This window comes from Pseudomonas sp. SWRI68 (assembly GCF_014269165.1).
Classification (GTDB): Bacteria; Pseudomonadota; Gammaproteobacteria; order Pseudomonadales; family Pseudomonadaceae; genus Aquipseudomonas; species Aquipseudomonas capeferrum.
This window is the reverse complement of record NZ_JABWRU010000014.1, coordinates 36361-55224: the sequence shown is the minus strand read 5'-3', so window position 1 is coordinate 55224 and position 18864 is coordinate 36361. Positions and strand designations below refer to the sequence as shown.

The following is an 18864-nucleotide window of genomic DNA, read 5'->3' as shown; positions in this document are numbered from 1 at the left end:
AACGAGGTGTTTGTAATGTCTGAGCATTTTGCAAAAGTTGTCTGGGCAGCAGTTGAGCACAAAGATAAGGCTGGCACCTACAGTCGTGACCTCGAAGTTGAATTTAGTAGCCAAGTAAAAGTGGCCGCTTCTGCGGCGGCTGATTACTTGGGTTCTCCTGAGAAGGCGGATCCTGAGCAACTGTTGGTAGGTGCGCTCGCGAGTTGTCATATGCTGTACTTCCTGGCTATCTGCGAAGGGCAGGGGTACGTTGTTTCGAAGTATATTGATAATGCTAAAGGGATTGTTGCTAAACGTGAGGAAGGCGGTTTTTGGGTCTCTGACATCACGCTGAGTCCACATGTAGAGTTCAGCTCGGAGAAGCAGCCTGATCGGTCGGCTTTAGAACGTTTGCATCACCGGGCTCATAAAGGTTGTTTCATCGCTAATTCGATTAAGGCTGCTGTCAAAGTCGAGATCGCTTAAAACGTAATAAGCTAGGAGTAAAGATGATGGGCAAACTGTATGTTGTTGCTGTGACCCACGCTCAGCCAGGCAAAGAGGCCGAGCTTCAAAAGGCACTGCTGGAGCTGGTCGCTTACGCTAAAACCGAGCCAGGGTTCGTGAAGTATGACCTTCACGTTTCGGAAGAAAATCCAGGCGAGTTCCTGTTCTACGAGATCTGGGACGATCAAAAGTCGCTGGATCTGCACTCCAGTACTGACAATATGAAAGCGTTCGGTGAGAAGTACGGTCACCTGGTCAAGTCGTCTTCGCTGAGCAAATATCAGCTGCTGTAATTGCTTGATCAGCCAACGTGATCTTCAGTAGGTGAGCAGGGATATGGTAAAGATTGACCTCAATAGCGACCTCGGCGAAAGCTTTGGCCCCTGGGCAATGGGAGACGATGCGTCCATGTTGGACATCGTCACCAGTGCGAACATCGCGTGTGGATTTCACGCGGGTGACCCCGCTGGCATCCTTTCGGTGCTGAAAGAAGCCGTTGCGCGTGATGTCGTTATTGGAGCTCACGTTGGTTACCGAGACCTGGTTGGTTTCGGTCGGCGGGTGATGGAGCCTTCCAGTTCAGAGTTGATAGGTGATGTGATCTATCAGATTGGCGCTTTGGAAGGCTTAGCCAAGGCCGCAGGAACCACGATCAGCTATGTCAAACCTCACGGTGCGCTGTACAACACCATCGCTAAGGATCGCAGGCAAGGCGCAGACGTGATTGCTGCAATCAAAGCGGTGAATCCCTCGCTTGCTTTGCTTGTCCTGGCAGGAGCCCCAATCGTCGAACAAGCGCGCGAAGCGGGCTTGAAGGTTGTGTGTGAGGCTTTTGCCGACCGAGCCTATAACAGCGATGGATCGCTCGTTAACCGACGCATAGCAGGTGCCGTCATCCATGATCCTGAGCTGATTACCCAGCGGATGCTGAGATTGGTTCGAGAGGGTGTCGTTGAGGCCGTCGACGGCAGTATCGTGCCATTACAGGCGGATTCGATCTGTGTCCATGGCGACAATGCCGCAGCGGTTCAGACTGCCAAAGCCCTTCGCGATGCTTTCGAAATGAACAACGTTCATCTACGCAGTTTTGCTGTCGTGAGAGAGGGTTGATCGCATGTCTAAGACACTGCAGTTTCTTCCGGCGGGCTCAAATCGCTTCATCGTTGAGCTTGATGATCTTGAATCTACCATCGCTCTCGGTGACGCGCTGAAGGCAGCCTGCATCGAGGGTGTGGCCGAGGTCATTCCAGGCGCTGTGACACTCCATGTGTCGTTTGACCCGCTTGCTACCTCAGCGCAAAAACTTTATGCGCAAATTTCCTCGCTGCGGCCCCAGGTTGGTTGCAGCCGTTCGGGCGATCTCGTTGAGATCCCGATGGCTTATGACGGTGAAGATCTCGCGTTTGTTGCCGGTTATCTGGGGTGGTCGGTACCTGAGCTGATTCGCCGCCACCGTGCAGCAACTTTCACCGTTGCATTCACGGGATTCGCCCCTGGATTCGCTTACATGACATGTGACGATCCTGAATTGGATGTCCCTCGTCGAGATAGCCCACGCGTGCGGATCCCTGCGGGCTCTGTAGCCCTCGCTGGCCGTTTTTGCGGCATTTATCCTTCTGATACACCAGGTGGCTGGCAGCTGCTGGGCGCCACGACAATACCGATGTGGGATGTAGACCGTGAGCAGGCGGCGCTATTGAAGCCCGGCGACCAGGTTCGCTTCGTGGAGGCCGTCAACGACCAACTGCCAGTTCCGTCTGCCGAGGCTGAGTCGGCTCCGAGCTCGACTCAGATCGCTAAAGGCTTAAAGGTCGTCAGCACTGATAGGCCATTGTTGTTCCAAGATCTAGGCCGGGCTGGGAACGCTCACCAGGGCGTCTCTCAATCGGGCGCAGCTGATCTGCAGGCGCTGCGTGACGCCAACTCTTTGGTCGGCAATCACGAAGCAGCAGTGGCGCTCGAGGTGACCTATGGTGGTGCCGTTTTCGAGGCTGAGATTCCTCTGACTGTTGCCATAAGTGGAGCTCCAGCGGGTCTCACTCTCACTACCGCAGATGGGCGTACCAGAACACTTCCCCCTTATGCTCCGATTGCATTGGATGCCGGTGACAGCTTGGCCCTGAGTGTGCCAACGAAAGGTGTTCGAAGCTATGTTGCTCTGCGTGGTGGCTTTGCTGCCGCGAAAGTATTGGGGTCAGCGTCGACCGATACACTCGCGAAAGTTGGGCCAGGCGCGATCACTTCTGGCGTGAGCCTGCAGCCATCGAATGATGTGCGTGGCTCCGTTTCTGCATACGCATCGCAGGCCCCCAAGTTGCCTGCAAGTAGCGACATTGTGGTGCTCGACGTGGTGATGGGGCCGCGCACTGATTGGTTTACCCCTGAAGCGATTCGCACGTTCACTGAGCAATCCTGGGCAGTAACACCAGAGTCGAACCGTGTGGGTGTTCGGCTCAATGGTACGAGTGCGCTGTCTCGTGAGTGTGCTGACGAGCTTCCCTCGGAAGGTGCTTCTCGGGGGTCGATTCAAGTACCCCGCAATGGTCAGCCTGTGCTGTTCCTCGCAGATCACCCACTTACTGGCGGCTACCCGGTGATTGCCGTAGTAGCCGAGCATCACCTCTCATTGGCGGCGCAGATCCCGATTGGTGCACGCATCCGCTTTAACGCTATCGCTGGCTTTGATCCGCAAGTAAAGGAAATCGATCGATGAAGAAGTTACTCATCGCTAACCGAGGCGAAATCGCAATCCGGATTATCCGAGCTGCGAAGGATTATGGTGTGACTTCCGTTGCCATCTATTCGGACGTCGACGCATCATCCCTTCATGTGGAGCTGGCTGACGAAGCCTACGGTCTCGGCCCAGGTCGACCAGTCGACACCTATCTCAATATCCAGAAAATTGTTGAGATCGCCAAACGTGCTGGGGCTGATGCTGTACACCCTGGCTATGGTTTCCTGTCGGAGCGGGCCGAGTTCGCGCAGGCGGTTCTTGATGCCGGCTTGGCTTGGGTGGGGCCTTCTCCACAGGTAATCCGGGCGTTGGGTGATAAGGTCGAAGCTCGACATATCGCGCAAGCAGTTGGAGCACCTTTGGTAAAAGGTACTCCAGGCCCGCTTGCGAATGCCCGTGAAGCGGTCGCATTTGCCAAGGAAGCTGGTTTGCCGCTTGCTATCAAGGCGGCGTTCGGTGGCGGCGGTCGCGGTATGAAGGTTGCCCATAAGCTGGAGGAGGTGGGGCAGCTCTTCGATTCGGCAGTGCGTGAAGCAACTGAGGCGTTCGGACGTGGTGAGTGCTACGCCGAGCAATTCCTGGAACAACCCCGCCACATCGAAGCGCAGGTGATTGCCGATACCCATGGCAATACTGTGGTGCTTGGCACTCGCGACTGTTCGCTGCAACGCCGCAATCAGAAACTGGTGGAAGAGGCGCCGGCGCCATTCATCTCTGAAGAGCAGCGTGAAGCTATTCATAAGGCTGCCCGGGACATCTGTAGCCGAGCCGGCTACGTCGGTGCAGGTACTGTTGAGTTTCTGCTCTCCCGTAACGGGACGATTTCGTTCCTGGAAGTAAACACCCGGCTGCAGGTTGAGCATCCAGTTACAGAAGTCACCACCGGCATCGACATCGTGGTTGAGCAATTGCGCATTGCTGATGGGCTTCCACTTTCCGTCCTGGAGACTCCGGTAACCCGTGGGCATGCGTTCGAGTTTCGTATCAATGCCGAGGATCCTGGGCGCGGCTTCTTGCCCACACCAGGTCGTATTGAAAAGTTTCGCGCCCCATCGGGCCCTGGCGTTCGTCTCGACACGGGCGTGGAGAGTGGATCCTCCATCCCAGGGCTCTACGACTCTATGATGGCCAAGCTCATTGTCTTTGGTGAGACCCGCGAGCAAGCCGTAAACCGAGCTCGGAGGGCGCTGGCAGAGTTCCAGATCGAAGGAGTGGCTTCTGTTCTTCCTTTCCATCGGGCTGTCATGGAGGAGCCGAAATTCAATGGTACTGAATCGTTCGGGGTCTATACCAACTGGATTGAGACGGAGTTTCAAGGTTTGCCTCCGGCAGACCGTGTAGATTACTCGGAAGAACAATTGGTTCGATGCGTAATTGAAATTGATGGAAAGATCCATCGTCTTGGGGTTCCCACAGCACTGTTCTCATTCAGTAAATCAAGTACTGAATCCGCCAGGGTGACGAAATCCGAAAATGCTAATTCGGTAAGCTCTCCTATTCCAGGTACGCTGCAGCAGTGGCTTGTTGAAGATGGAGCAGTTGTTAAAGAAGGTGAAACCATTGCTCTCGTTGAAGCGATGAAAATGGAAACTCAAGTGCTTGCCAAATTGAGCGGGAAAATCAAGATTCTGGTTGGCTCTGGATCTGCTGTTACGCTCGGTGAAGAATTAGCAATAATTGGCTAATTACTAAGCCAGTCGGTCGGGTAGAGTAGTGCCGTGTAAGGCGGCACTTGTTAACGAAGTGTCCAGCATCTGATAAAGATCGTTGGGGTAGGTTTAACAGAAGCAGGGTCAGACAAACAGTCAGCCCTAGAGGAGTAAGGATCGTGAAAAAATATAATGTCGCACTGATCGGCACTGGCTTCATGGGTAAGGCCCATTCGATCGCCACTGCAGTTGTCCCAATCCTGTTCGGTGCCCCGGTCGAGATTGAGCGTAAGGTAGTAGTCGATATCGATGAAGAATTGGCGCAAAACGCAGCTAAGCAGTATGGGTTTACCGAGTACGCTACTGACTGGCGTGACGTTGTGAACCGCCCAGATATCGACATCATCGATATCTGCACCCCAAACGACACTCACGCAGAGATCGCAATTGCAGCGGCATTGGCTGGTAAGCACGTTATGTGTGAGAAGCCGATGTCGATGACTGTTGAAGAAGCTCAGCGTATGCAGGAAGCCGCCCGGGAAACCGGTGTGGTGACCATGGTTTCTTATAACTATCGGCACACTCCAGCGGTTCAAATGGCCAAGCGCCTGATTGACGAAGGCCGCATCGGTGACATTCTGAACTTCCGTGGTTACTACCTGCAAGACTGGGGCGCTGACCCTGAGCTGCCGCTGTCCTGGCGCTTCAACAAAGCGAAAGCAGGTTCCGGCACTCTGGGCGACATCGGTACTCACGTTATCGACGCTGCTCGCCTGCTGGTAGGTGAGTTCGCCTCGGTGAACTCAATCGTCAAGACCTTCGTGCAAGAACGTCCGCTGCCAGCTGGCCGATTCTTTGGCCCAGCGGGTCAAGCTTCGAGCGAGCGTGGCAAGGTTGACGTAGATGACGCCGCACTCACTATGATCAAGTTTGCCAACGGTGTGTACGGCACCATCGAGGTGACTCGAAATGCGTGGGGCCACCACAACCAGCTCGGTTTCGAAATCTACGGTACCAAAGGTTCTATCGCCTTCGACTACCAGCGCCTCAACGAGCTGCGCGTTGCTTTCGCAGATGATCCTAAGGATGCTTTCGGTTTCCGTACCATTTACTCGGGCCCTCACCAGCCGTTCGGCGACAAGCTGTGGCCAGTTGCCGGCATGGGCCAGGGCTACATCGATATCAAATCGATCGAGTGGTACAACTTCCTGAAAGCCATTGCTGAGAACGGCAAAGCTTCTCCGAACTTCGATGACGGCCTGCAGATCGAGCGAATTGCTGACGCCATCTTGACTTCGGGCGTGAGTGGCGATTGGGAGCATATCGAGCAGCCTGCTTGATAGCTGAACACTAGCCTAGGGTGGACGTGATCTCGGTCACGCCCACCTGTCCCACCGTAACGTTTGACACTGCAGGAGACTCTTAATGAGTATCGCGGTTGGACTGATTGGTGCTGGTGTCATGGGCAGGGAGCACGGTCGTATTCTGTCCATGCATACCCCAAATGCTCACTTGGCAGGGGTCTGTGATTTCGATTCAGACAAAGCCCGATCTATAGCTGGTAAGGCATGTGTTTTTTCCGATCCGTTGGATCTGATTGCTTCTAGGGAAATTGATGCGGTTCTGATTGCATCACCGGATTCTACTCATGCTGATCTGGTGCAAGCCTGCATAGCTGCAGAGAAACCAGTACTGTGTGAAAAACCATTGGCCATGACCGCTGAACAAGCGCGCTTGGTCGTCGAGGCAGAATGCTCCAAAGAGCGCTCCTTCGTTCAAGTCGGATACATGCGCAGATTCGACCCAGGTTATGAAGAGCTCAAAAGGCTTTTCGACGCGAATGCCGTTGGTTCCCCCGAGATTCTTCACAACTTCCATCGTAATCCAGTTGCCCCAGATTGGATGACGGGTGACATGCTCATCACAAACGCTTTTGTTCATGAGATTGATGTCATGCGTTGGCTGATGCATACCGAGCTTGAAGCCGTCAGGATCACTGTTGCCGAAAAAGGTGATCCGATGATGATCGTGACGCGGCTTGCGAACGGTGCGATTTCGTCTACTGAACTTTTCATGAACTGTAAATTCGGCTACCAGGTTCATGCTGAATTAGTAGGTACAGAGGGGACTGTGGCCTTGCCTCAGTTTTCAGCGCCTGTCATAAGCACATCGGGTCATCGTGCATCGCATGTTCCTCGGAACTGGATACCACGCTTCACCGCGGCTTACCAGGCGCAAACGCGCCGCTGGATTCAAAGCATTGTTTCTGGTGTCCCGAACCATGGGGCAACAGCATGGGATGGCTACCTCACTACTCTGATTGCCGAGCAATTGGTTAAACGGATAGGCACTGATCAAACAATCATACTTGATCTGCCACCTTGTCCTTCGCTGTACCGATAAACATGATTATCTGAGTTGCGCCCCTACTAAACGGTAGACCGCTCGGTATGGCGCAGTTCTTCGAGGATCTAAACGTGATTCGATATGCCGTAGTGGGAACTGGCTGGATATCCCAGACCGCATTCATCCCTGCTGTCTCTCTGTTAGAGAACGCAGTGGTTACAGCACTTGTCTCAGGAAACCCGGAGCGTGCTCGTCAGCTGGCGAATAAACATGGCATCGAACATGTTTGCTCGTATGAGGATTTTGATGAGCTGCTAGCGAGTGATCTGATTGACGCTGTTTACGTGGCCGTACCCAATCCATTGCATGCTACCTACGCCATCCAGGCAGCGAAGGCGGGCAAGCATGTGCTCGTAGAAAAGCCAATTGCCACTTCCCTGCCTGATGCTGACGCGATGATCGCCACAGCTCAAGCTGCAGGGGTGTCACTCATGACCAGTTACAGGTTGCACCATGACGTAGGCACCATCGCGGCGTTGCAAGCTGTTCGAGAGGGTCGAATCGGTCAGCCAGTGTTCATGTCCGCGACGTTTAGTTTCCAAAGCGATATTGGTAACCACCGATTGGATGTGGAGCATTGGGGCGGCCCACTGCAAGACATTGGCATCTACTGCATTAATGCCGCTCGCCACGTCTTTGAATCTGATCCTATCGCAGTCTCTGCAATGAGCACCCGTCGCGCCGGCGATCCCCGATTCGCCAACGTGGATGATTCGATCGCGGTTACGCTCAGATTCCCAGGCGATCGGCTAGCGCAGTTCTATTGCAGCTTCGGAGCTTACCCTGTCGACACTTATCAGATCGTGGGTACCGATGGCGTTCTGAACATGGATCCTGGCTTCCGGTTTGAGCACGCCATGGCGATGTCGCTGAAGAGCCGGGATGAGAACGAATACGTTCACTTCCCGCTCTACGATCACTTCGCGGGTCAAATCTCATACTTCTCGGATTGTATTGAGCAGGGCAAAGCACCGCAGCCATGTGGTGAGGAGGGGCTTGCAGACCTGGAAATTCTTTTCGCCATCGAGCGCGCTGCTGCCTCCGGTTTGCCACAAACGTTGTTGCCAAAGAAAAGTAGAGCTCGGCCATCAGAAGAAACCCTGAGGACAATCAAACGGGCGGTTGCCTGATCCGCATTCTTCATTCCATGAAGGATCCTCGAATCAAGAATAATAAACGGAGAAGTTCCTTGTATATCGGAGTACCGTCGGAGACCGCTTACGGTGAAACGCGTGTTGCGGTCACCCCAGACACAGTAAAGCGACTGGTTGCTTCTGGACATCAAGTTGTCGTCCAAAGAGGCTGCGGGCTGCTTTCTTGCGTTACCGACCGCGCGTTTGAGGCCGTGGGCGCCAAGGTCGGGGAGGCGAGCGATGCTTTTGGTGCGGAAATTGTCCTGAAAGTAGTTGCCCCTAGTGACCAAGAACTTGAGCTAATCAATGCGGGTAGCGTGATAATTGGCATGCTCAACCCGTTCAACAGCGAGCTCATCGGCAAGATGGCCGATCGGGGGATAACCGCTTTCGCACTAGAGGCTGCGCCACGCACCTCTCGTGCGCAAAGCCTGGACGTACTGTCGTCGCAGGCCAACATCGCGGGCTACAAGGCCGTGCTGCTTGCTGCTCAGTACTACCCACGGTTCATGCCCATGCTCATGACCGCTGCGGGTACTGTTAAAGCGGCACGGGTGCTTGTCCTCGGAGCGGGTGTTGCCGGCCTTCAAGCCATCGCTACGGCTAAGCGCCTGGGCGCGGTGATTGAAGCGTCTGATGTGCGCCCCGCCGTGAAGGAGCAAGTCGAATCTCTGGGCGCCAAGTTCATCGACGTACCTTACGAGACGGATGAGGAGCGAGCGTGCGCCGAAGGGGTTGGCGGCTATGCTCGCCCGATGCCGGAAAGTTGGATGCTTCGACAAGCACAAGCCGTCCATGACCGCGCTAAGCAGGCTGACATTGTCATCACCACCGCCCTGATTCCGGGACGCAAAGCGCCGACTCTTTTGAACACTGGCACTGTGGCGCAGATGAAGCCCGGATCCGTTGTCATTGACCTGGCTGCTGCTCAGGGTGGCAACTGTCCGCTAACCGTTGCCGATCAAGTAGTTGTAGAAAATGGTGTGACTATCGTCGGCCCGACCAACCTACCCGCTCAGGTGGGTGCTGACGCGTCCGCGCTCTACTCCCGCAACCTGCTGGACTTCATGAAGCTGCTGTTCGACAAGGACGGTGCGCTAGACATCAACCTGGAAGACGACATTGTCGCCGCGTGCCTGATGTGCCGCGATGGCCAGGTCGTGCGCAAGAACAGCTGAGGAGCACGACAATGGAAGACCTGGTGATTGCCCATGGCATCTACAACCTCATCATCTTCGTGCTGGCCATCTACGTGGGATACCACGTGGTTTGGAATGTCACTCCAGCCCTGCATACGCCATTGATGGCCGTCACTAACGCCATTTCGGCGATCGTGATCATTGGTGCCATGCTGGCTGCCGCACTCACTGTGACACCTGCAGGAAAAATCATGGGCACCTTGGCCGTGGCCTTAGCTGCAGTGAACGTATTCGGCGGTTTCCTGGTTACCCGGCGCATGCTGGAAATGTTCAAGAAGAAAACCAAAAGCGAAGGGCAGAAGTAACATGAGTATCAACTTGATAACGCTGCTCTACCTTGTCGCTTCGGTCTGCTTCATCCAGGCGCTCAAAGGTCTGTCTCACCCGACAACCTCGCGACGGGGTAACCTGTTCGGCATGATTGGCATGGGCATCGCCATCCTGACGACCGTAGGGCTCATCTATAAGCTGGGTTCAGGAATCGCCAGCGGTGGGATGGGCTATGTCATCTTCGGGCTGTTGGTCGGCGGCACAGCCGGTTCGATCATGGCCAAGCGCGTGGAGATGACCAAGATGCCAGAGCTGGTCGCCTTCATGCACAGCATGATCGGCTTGGCAGCGGTGTTCATCGCCATTACAGGTGTTATTGAGCCCCAGTCACTCGGTATCGTTGCCTCGATCAACGACCCCATTCCGGGTGGGAACCGTCTTGAGCTCTTCCTAGGCGCGGCGATCGGTGCCATCACCTTCTCAGGCTCTGTGATCGCTTTCGGCAAGCTTTCTGGCAAATACAAATTCCGTCTCTTCCAAGGAGCGCCATTTGTCTTTCGGGGCCAATTCAGAACCAACCTTCTGGTGCTGTTCACGACAATCGGCCTAGGCATCATTTACAGCACCACAGGCTTGTTTGACGCTTTCATTCTGATGCTGCTGCTCGCCTTCGTCCTCGGCGTTCTCTTGATCATCCCCATTGGCGGCGCAGACATGCCAGTGGTGGTTTCCATGTTGAACAGCTATTCAGGCTGGGCCGCAGCGGGCATCGGTTTTTCGCTGAACAACTCAATGCTGATCATCGCCGGCTCCTTGGTTGGCTCCAGTGGTGCAATCCTCTCGTACATCATGTGCAAGGCGATGAACCGCTCATTTTTCAGCGTGATCTTGGGCGGCTTCGGTGGTGACGCTGATATCAGCGCAGATCAGGGATCTAAGGAGCAGCGACCAGTGAAGTCTGGTTCTGCCGATGACGCCACCTTCCTGCTAACCAACGCCGACACCGTGATTATTGTTCCTGGTTACGGTCTGGCCGTGGCTCGTGCCCAGCACGCGCTGAAGGAGCTGACTGAAAAGTTGATCCAGAGCGGCGTTACCGTGAAGTACGCGATCCATCCGGTGGCTGGCCGTATGCCAGGGCATATGAACGTGCTCTTGGCGGAAGCTGAGGTGCCCTACGACCAGGTGTTCGAAATGGAGGACATCAACTCCGAATTTGGACAGGCTGACGTGGTGCTGGTGCTCGGTGCCAATGATGTGGTTAACCCGGCGGCGAAGAACGATCCGAAGTCGTCGATCGCCGGCATGCCCATTCTTGAAGCGTACAAGGCTAAGACCATCATCGTTAACAAGCGCTCCATGGCGAGCGGCTATGCCGGACTCGATAACGAGCTCTTCTACATGGAAAAGACGATGATGGTCTTCGGTGATGCCAAAAAGACGATCGAGGACATGGTGAAGGCTGTGGCGTGACACGGCTGATAATGAAATGTGATCTAAAAGCATCGTAAATGGCGATTGGACGCGTTCAGATCCTTCGCTGATCATCGAAGGCATCTGGCGGCGCTAGATATCAATGCGCAATTAACTATCTGACAAAGAGTGCTATATGAATAATTACAATGGTCGAGTAGTCATTATCACCGGTGCAGGCTCTGGCATGGGACGGGCAATGGTAGAAGAATTCGCCGCGCGCCAAGCTTTAGTTGTAGCACTTGATATCAACTTGAAAGCCGCCGAAGAATCGATTTCCAAAATTGCAAATCCTGAGGCCGGTTTCGCTTATCGTGTCGATGTAAGCGACCCTGCCAGCGTGAACGAAGCGGTGGAAGCAGTCATCGCCAAGTGGGGGCGAATTGACCTGCTCTGTAATAACGCCGGTATCCTTGATGGGCATTCCACCGCGCACGAGGTTTCCATTGAAGAGTGGAACCGCGTTATTGCGGTCAACCTGACCGGGCCTTTCCTGATGGCACGTGCTGTCATCCCTCAAATGCTCAAGCAGAAAAAAGGCGCCATTATCAACACGTCCTCCACTTCCGGCTTCAGTGCCGCGGGTGGCGGTACTGCTTATACTGCTTCTAAACATGGCGTCATTGGCCTTACTCGACAGCTGACGTTCGAGTACGGAGCAAGCGGTATCCGTGTCAACACAATCTGCCCAGGGGCAACTGCCACCCCACTCGCTATGGCTGATCCTGTGACTGCTCACTCGCCTGATATGCTGGCTGCCCTTGAGAAGTTCCCTGCCCGGCGCTGGTGCCAGCCGAGTGAAATCGCCAAGCTTGCCGCATTCCTGGGCGGTGATGAGGCGGACTTCGTTCACGGTAGTGAATACGTAATGGATGGTGGCTGGCTGGCCGCTGCCCGCGATCCTTTCTGATAGACCTGGTGTCTGCAAGCATTTCAGCATAGGTGAATACGATGTTTAGCAAGCGTGAATGGCCCGATAGCGGCGTAGAAGGATTTCAGCGTGGTTTTGTAACCGTTGAAGGCACGCGGATGCACTACGTGAGTGGTGGCCGCGAAGACGGTGAAGTGATGGTGCTGGTCTGTGGCTTTCCGCAAAGCTGGTATGCATGGCGAAAAGTCCTCCCGATCCTGGGCAAGCACTTCCGGGTAATTGCGCCTGATTTGCCAGGTCAAGGCGACTCTGATCGCCCTGCAGAGTGTGATACGTCCAACATCGCTCGCTTGCTGCGTGGCATGCTAGACAAGATCGGTGTGGGCAAGCATTCCCTCATTTCTCATGATCTCGGCGCATGGGTTAGCTACCCCTACTGTGCGATCTATGGCGATCAGGTCACCGGGTGGGCCATTCTCGATTGCGGCATTCCTGGTATCAGCCTGCCAGACAACCTTCCATGGGCTGGAAATGTCGCTTGGCGTACTTGGCACTGCGGGTTCCACAACCTCATCGATCTGCCTGAGGCTCTCCTGGAAGGGCGCGAGCATATCTACCTGCAGTGGTACCTCCAGCGCAAAGCTGCTATTCCTCAGATCTTCACTCAAGATGACTTTGAAGAGTACCTGCGGGTCTTCAAACTCAACGGCCTGAAAGGCGGCCTGGCCTACTACCGTGCCATGGCAAAATCGGCTGATCAGAACCGTGAGTTGGCGAAGAAGGGTAAGCTACAAGTGCCTATTCTGGCGGTTCATGCAGATCAGGGTTCGATGCCTGACCTGGTCACTGAGTTGAAAGCTGTCGCGGCGAATGTGACCGGAACACTGGTTCAGAGCGGTCACTATATTCCGGAAGAGCAACCTGAGCAGTTGACTAATGAACTGCTGAAGTACTTCTCAAAGTAATACTCTGAATTTTCGTCGCTGTGCCACATTTGCTAGGAGCCGATGTTAATCGGTTTCTAGCCTTTTTGTATCTGTTATTCAAATTTTGTTGTCATGGTCGACGACTGAAGCTATGAGTTTTCATGGTTTATTGGTTGGCCGTGTGTGCCTTTGTTCATGCATTGTTCAGTGTCCACTCAATAATAATAACGGAGTCGTGAATGAGGACTTTGAGGTTGAGCTCTTTTGGGGGCGCGCTTTCGGCTGCGCTTTTGTTGCCAACAGAAGCGCCTGCAATTGAATTCAATGGTTACATACGAAGCGGCGCTGGTGGCTCAACATCGGGGGGTAAGCAAAGCTGTTTCATGCTCCCCGGAGCCCAGTCGAAGTACCGCCTCGGCAACGAATGTGAGCAGTACATCGAGGTGGAGGGGAGGCAAGATGTAGCCACTCTCGATGATGGTTCGGTTATCAGTCTGGATGGAATGGTTCAAACACAAACAGATTATGGTCACACGCCGGCGCTTTCAGGTGACGACAGCTTCACCCGAATGAACCAAGCTTATGTGGAATGGAGCAAGATGCCTTCATTGGGAGGCGGGTCACTTTGGGCCGGGCGTCGATTCTACAAGCGAAATGACATCAACATCTCAGACTTCTTCTATTGGAACCAGAGCGCGACCGGTTTTGGCTTGGATCGGGTAGCAATAGGCGACTATAAGTACAGCTACGTATTCTCACGCAAGGACAGCGTCTTCCAGAAAGAGAAGATTACCCGACAAGACTTCAACGTCGAAGGCTTTAAGGTCAACCCGGGTGGCGAGATTGAGGTAGGGGTCAGCTTTCTTCGGGCTCCAAGCGGTACTAATACCCATGACGGGTGGTCAACAGCTGTCCAGCACAAACAGGCTGGCTTCCTCGGCGGTCAGAACAAGTTTGCGTTGCAGTATGGTGAAGGCCCAGGAACGGCGTTGGGTTATACAGGTGATCCAGAGCTCGACAAGAGTAATCGGAGCTGGCGAGCAGTAGAAATTTTCGACTGGCAGTCAACCCGAAACTTTGGCGGGCAATTTAATGTCGTTTTCCAGAAAGATAAACGACAAGACGACGCAGACCAAAACTGGCTGTCTGTCGGTGTTCGTCCAGTCTATGGGTTCACCGAGCAGTTCAAGCTTGCGGTTGAGCTTGGGCGAGATCAGGTAACGGCACCTGGTGGGACTCGAAAACTGACAAAGGTCACAATCGCGCCAACATGGTCGCCAACTGGCCCCGGATTTAACGATCGGCCAGAGATCCGTCTTTATTACACTTATGCACGTTGGAATGCTGCTGCACAACGAGCGGCCAACGAGTTTGCAACCGGGTCAGCGCTCTCGGATTCAGGCGCTTTTGGGAGTGCTCTTCATGGATCCAACTTTGGCCTTCAATTTGAGTATGGGTGGGAGTAACTTTAAGCTAGCAACGCTTCCAGGCAACCGACTTAAAAGCGAGAGAGTGATATGTCACAGCAAGGTCGTTTAAATATCAGTGATAATGATGATCGCCGTGTGTTGCAGGAGCAGTCTGCCGAGGATTATTCGCGACATGTCGTTCCATTGGCCGCCCGTACAGGTCGGTGGAGCTTGGCCATGGCCTCTTGGTCAGTGCTGAGCGCTCTATTTTACCTCTACATCAGCGTAGCTGTAGCGCAAGCAGTCGGGACGCGTAGTGCCTTGTTGGGCATCGGATTGTCGATCGTATTTTATGGGTTGATCAATTATGTGATCTGTCAGCGATCGATCAAAAACGGCTTGTCCGTAGCTCTTCTTTCTCGAGGGATATTTGGGGGCGCGGGAGCGGTAATATCATCGCTGCTTTTTGCAGTTACCGCGATGTACTATGCCGTGTTTGAGGGTTCCATAATCGCAGTTGCTTTCCAGCAATATTTTGCGCCTGGAAGTGATATTCGGTGGTGGTATTTGCTCGTCGTGCTATATGCACTGCCGCTGGTGACGGGTGGCATTCAAGCTTGGATGGATAAGCTTAACGGCGCCCTGTTACCACTGTATATCGCTGGTTTGGCAACGGTGATTATCATGGCGGGAAGTCGCTTTGGTTTTTCAACCAATTTCCTGTCGCTTGAGGGCCATGTCGATACTAACCTTCCAGGGTGGCTCTGGGCGTTTATCGTCTACATGGGCATCTGTGTCAATATGATGGTTACCGCTGAATTCTCGCGATTCGGCAAGCCGCAAGACGCTAATTTCCATGGTTGGGTGACATACGGCCCGTTGTTCTATTTCGCTCTGTTTGCTGTTAACGGTGTCGCTGGAATCTTCATCATGGATACCGTTTTCCCAGGCTTGCAAGCTAGCGAACAGGGTATTGCGGAGGCTGTGCTTAAGTCATCTGGTGTTATAGGTTTGCTGTTTATTCTGGTCAGCCAGACTCGAATTAATACTGCAAACTACTACATGGCTTCGCTTAATATGGCCGGTTTCGCAGCGCGCGCCTTTGGGCTACGTTGGCGTCGTGGTGTATGGATTCTGTTTGTCGGAGCATGCGTATACTCTCTGATGTTGACAAACGTTTTCAGTTACTTGCTTAAAGCGTTGGCGTGGCAAGGGGTGGCAGTTACATCATGGGTTGCAATACTCCTAACTCATTATGCCATCTATCCCGATGCAAGCAGAGATGAGTTCCGCCCTGGCAGAGTCAAAGCAGTGATGCCAGGTGCATGGGCTATTATTGCATCGACAGTACTGGGAATTATGATTATCGAGTTGGGCCCGAAAGGTGCGTGGTTCGTGGAAATTGCACCGATGTTAATAGCTGTAGTTGCTGCAACTACCTATTGGCTATTGACCCGGTTCACATTTGGTGGGCGACTTGCTCGGCTTTCTGATCCTCGCAACGATGTACAAGACCCTTGGCGCTACCATATCGAGTGTCATGTGTGCAATCGTTCATATAGCGCGATCGAGATGGATAGAGATCCTTCACATAATCAAGAGGCCATTTGTACAGGCTGCGGAGAGGGGAATGCGGCGTTCTTGCACGCGGTAAAAGTTGAGTCTGATGGGATGGTCGGCCAGCGTTCAAATCTGGCAACATAATATTGTGCAACTTGATTTACTGGCCCGGCACTTGCCGGGCTTTTTTTAATTTCACTAGCTAAAGTTGTGCGAGGGCTGAGATTGGAGGTTGAGATATTGTTCGGGTATTTCGTTTGGTACGCATCATCTTACCTATCGATAAATGCGGCTGCTCTTGGGTGCTTGAAGATTACTCAGGGCTCGATTAGCTAAGCGAACCATCAAGCACCACTCTTCGTTCGTGATTTTTACTGCTGTAAGAAGTGTTTCAGCCTCGTGAATCGCTGCAAAATATTCATTTTCGTCGACAAACGGTTTTCGGATATATTTTGAGAACCAGTGCAACGCCGAGTTCGAAGGGGCTTTCATGACTGTCAGCAAGCCTTCTGGAGGGTGAGGGTGATATAGCATAGTAGAATGAAGCAAAGCGTCCGTTAAAACTTGCAGCAGATTTTCTCACGCCTTGCAATGGTTCGTTGTGTCCTCATTAGCGTTTTTTGTGTCCACAGAACCCACTGTGTCTCTCCACGGTCTGAGCGCGTCTTAGGCTACCCACAATTTAGCTGAATAACTATGCTAACTATAAGTGCCCCATTTGTCGATATACTAGTTCGAAGTCTGGTTGATGGTGGAGTTTCGGGGCTCCCCGCTGGTCAGCTTGTTCCGAATAGTGCCGGGGTTTACAGTCTTAAAGACCTTTATCTATTATTGAATTCCGTAAATGACTGTGCTGATAATTCTGACTTCGGCTTGCAGGTGTACACGCATGCACATCCGGCTATGCTGGAGAAACTGAGCCATGCTGTTATGGCGTGCCCAACCCTCGAACATGCTCTGCAGTGCCTGGCTAAATTTCATCACTTGAATACTAATGGCTCTGTTCTCACTGTCGAAACGTCTGGGAAGCTAATCACATTGGTCGGAATTGAAGTGGGAGATCCTGCGCCGAGGCCGTTTATTGATGCCGGCCTCGCGGTCATCATCGGTATTCTTAAGTGGCTTTCGCCCATCACTCGTATTTCGCCTGAAAAAGTTGAACTCACATACGAGAGGCCTAAAAGCATAAAGGCGCTAATGGAGGTTTGCGGTTGTACACCTGTTTTTTCAGCGCCCCGCAACAGTGTTAGTTTTTCACTAGCAATGGCCAAGCTGCCGTTGCCTATGGGGTCTGAGGCACTGTGGAACTTGCATGTGAGCCAGTTGAATCAGTTGTCCAAGGCAAAGTTAAAAGTGTCCGAAGCGTTGGCTTTAGAAATCCGCGAGCGCTGGATATTGGGGGAGTCAACGGCGGTTGCAGACGTCGCGTTTGCTATGAAGATGAGCCCGAGAAGCCTTCAGGGGGCATTAAATTCAGAAGGTATTAACTATGCGAGCATTGCAGATTCGACCCGTTCTCTGCTTGTGAGTGAACTGCTCCGGGATTCTCAGAGGTCACTCAAGGATATCGCTCACCTCACAGGATTCGCGGATCACAGCAGCTTCCATAAGGCTTGCGTGCGTTGGTTCGGCGTGCCTCCCGGCGCCTATCGTCGAGGCTTGTAAAGCTGAGTCGGCGCTGCCGAGCTTTACGGTAATTGATCGATCTGCTATACGATAGCCATCTAGATGATCACCCTTGAGGAGCATATATGTCTCGTCTGGTAGAATTCCGTCAACTTGAGCAGAAACTCGCAGCTCAGCTGGCCGAGTTGGAGGCGATGAAAGGTTCCTCCGAGCTGCAGAAAGAGATCGAGTTTGAGACCAAACTGCGTGATCTGCTTACCAAGTACGGCTTCAATCTGCGCGACATCATCAACATTCTGGATCCGCAAGCCAGGGCTCGTGCTACTGCGCCGGCTGCAACAGAAAAGGCTCCGCGACGGGCTCGCCAAGTGAAGCAGTACAAGAACCCGCACTCTGGCGAAGTCATCGAGACCAAGGGCGGCAACCATAAGCAGTTGAAAGAGTGGAAGCAGCAATACGGTGGCGACGAAGTGGAGAGCTGGCTCGCCCTTTAATGGGGTCACAGCCAGGTTCAAGAAGCCGCCCTTTGGGCGGCTCCTAGTATGAGCGTATCCTATCCTCAAAGCTCGAGGTCGCTTGGTGCTGTATTCCTGAGCGGTTTCGTAGCGTCTTGCAAAAGATCGCTCTATAGCTGGGTGCGGCCACAGGGCGTCAAAATCGCTGTGAGCAATGATCCAGCTGGATTTGAAGAGCTGGAAAGGATCCTACGCAAGTTCCGTATCAAGCGTATCTTGCTCGAGGCCACAGGTGGCTACGAGCGTGCTCGTCCTGCGCTTTTTGCAGGACGCTGGCTACAAGGTCATACGCGTTAATCCCTTGCGAGCCAGGAAATTCGCTGACTCTATGGGCGTCAAAGCCAAGACCGATGCTATCGACGCTGAAGTGCTGGCCCATTTCGCCGAAGTCATTCCGGACCAGCCTACCCTGCAAATCAGCCCTGACAGGGCGCTGCTGCGAGAGCTGCTGCAGCAACGTGATCGCTTGGCTCAGCAGCGAGACGATGACAGGCGGCGCCTGAAACAAGCCCAGTCACGTAGGAGCGGCCTTGCGCCGCGAAGCGCCGCGCTCGATCTCATAGGCGCCAGATAAACCAAGGCACGCGCTTCGCTCAAGCCCCTCGAT

Annotated in this window: 18 protein-coding genes; all 18 read left to right on the top strand. The window is 53.5% G+C overall.

The features are described from left to right. Window positions 1–15 precede the first annotated feature (15 nt). Entirely contained in the window at window positions 16–465 is a 450-nt protein-coding gene (locus HU770_RS19040) for an OsmC family protein (protein ID WP_186664887.1), read from the top strand. A 23-nt stretch (window positions 466–488) separates the two neighbouring features. Further along, entirely contained in the window at window positions 489–779 is a 291-nt protein-coding gene (locus HU770_RS19035; RefSeq protein WP_186664884.1) for a putative quinol monooxygenase, read from the top strand. A gap of 43 nt (window positions 780–822) precedes the next feature. After that, complete coding sequence (locus HU770_RS19030) at window positions 823–1596, top strand: 5-oxoprolinase subunit PxpA (protein WP_186664881.1); 774 nt, start codon at window positions 823–825, stop codon at window positions 1594–1596. 16 nt (window positions 1597–1612) lie between these two features. Then, a complete protein-coding gene (locus HU770_RS19025; protein ID WP_202883865.1) occupies window positions 1613–3199 on the top strand; it encodes an urea amidolyase family protein in 1587 nt (528 codons plus the stop codon). Continuing rightward, the gene (locus tag HU770_RS19020; protein ID WP_186664875.1) at window positions 3196–4905 is read left to right on the top strand and encodes a biotin carboxylase N-terminal domain-containing protein; all 1710 of its coding nucleotides are present in this window, start codon (window positions 3196–3198) and stop codon (window positions 4903–4905) included. Before HU770_RS19025 ends, HU770_RS19020 begins: the two co-directional genes overlap by 4 nt. Window positions 4906–5048: 143 nt before the next feature. After that, complete coding sequence (locus tag HU770_RS19015) at window positions 5049–6209, top strand: Gfo/Idh/MocA family oxidoreductase (RefSeq protein ID WP_119688877.1); 1161 nt, start codon at window positions 5049–5051, stop codon at window positions 6207–6209. Between the two features lie 85 nt (window positions 6210–6294). Further along, window positions 6295–7272 carry a Gfo/Idh/MocA family oxidoreductase gene (locus HU770_RS19010; protein ID WP_186664872.1) on the top strand — a complete coding sequence of 326 codons (978 nt, stop codon included), beginning with the start codon at window positions 6295–6297 and terminating at the stop codon, window positions 7270–7272. A gap of 47 nt (window positions 7273–7319) precedes the next feature. Continuing rightward, window positions 7320–8405 carry a Gfo/Idh/MocA family oxidoreductase gene (locus HU770_RS19005; RefSeq protein ID WP_186664869.1) on the top strand — a complete coding sequence of 362 codons (1086 nt, stop codon included), beginning with the start codon at window positions 7320–7322 and terminating at the stop codon, window positions 8403–8405. Between the two features lie 59 nt (window positions 8406–8464). Further along, entirely contained in the window at window positions 8465–9586 is a 1122-nt protein-coding gene (locus tag HU770_RS19000) for a Re/Si-specific NAD(P)(+) transhydrogenase subunit alpha (RefSeq protein ID WP_186664866.1), read from the top strand. 11 nt (window positions 9587–9597) lie between these two features. Then, window positions 9598–9912, top strand: coding sequence for an NAD(P) transhydrogenase subunit alpha (locus HU770_RS18995; protein WP_186664863.1), 315 nt, complete (start codon window positions 9598–9600; stop codon window positions 9910–9912). A gap of 1 nt (window position 9913) precedes the next feature. After that, on the top strand, window positions 9914–11350 hold the full coding sequence (locus tag HU770_RS18990; protein WP_186664859.1) for an NAD(P)(+) transhydrogenase (Re/Si-specific) subunit beta: 1437 nt from the start codon (window positions 9914–9916) through the stop codon (window positions 11348–11350). Between the two features lie 136 nt (window positions 11351–11486). Further along, complete coding sequence (locus HU770_RS18985) at window positions 11487–12260, top strand: SDR family oxidoreductase (protein ID WP_186664856.1); 774 nt, start codon at window positions 11487–11489, stop codon at window positions 12258–12260. Window positions 12261–12301: 41 nt separating this feature from the next. Next, window positions 12302–13186 carry an alpha/beta hydrolase gene (locus HU770_RS18980; RefSeq protein WP_186664853.1) on the top strand — a complete coding sequence of 295 codons (885 nt, stop codon included), beginning with the start codon at window positions 12302–12304 and terminating at the stop codon, window positions 13184–13186. A 200-nt stretch (window positions 13187–13386) separates the two neighbouring features. Further along, window positions 13387–14613: a carbohydrate porin gene (locus tag HU770_RS18975; protein WP_186664850.1), complete on the top strand. Its 1227-nt coding sequence runs from the start codon at window positions 13387–13389 to the stop codon at window positions 14611–14613. A gap of 51 nt (window positions 14614–14664) precedes the next feature. Further along, window positions 14665–16260, top strand: coding sequence for a hypothetical protein (locus HU770_RS18970; protein ID WP_186664847.1), 1596 nt, complete (start codon window positions 14665–14667; stop codon window positions 16258–16260). A gap of 552 nt (window positions 16261–16812) precedes the next feature. Further along, window positions 16813–17781: an AraC family transcriptional regulator gene (locus HU770_RS18965; protein ID WP_186664842.1), complete on the top strand. Its 969-nt coding sequence runs from the start codon at window positions 16813–16815 to the stop codon at window positions 17779–17781. A gap of 86 nt (window positions 17782–17867) precedes the next feature. Beyond that, window positions 17868–18236 carry a histone-like nucleoid-structuring protein, MvaT/MvaU family gene (locus HU770_RS18960; protein WP_186664839.1) on the top strand — a complete coding sequence of 123 codons (369 nt, stop codon included), beginning with the start codon at window positions 17868–17870 and terminating at the stop codon, window positions 18234–18236. A 265-nt stretch (window positions 18237–18501) separates the two neighbouring features. After that, complete coding sequence (locus HU770_RS27130) at window positions 18502–18831, top strand: transposase (RefSeq protein ID WP_346014125.1); 330 nt, start codon at window positions 18502–18504, stop codon at window positions 18829–18831. Window positions 18832–18864: the final 33 nt, after the last annotated feature.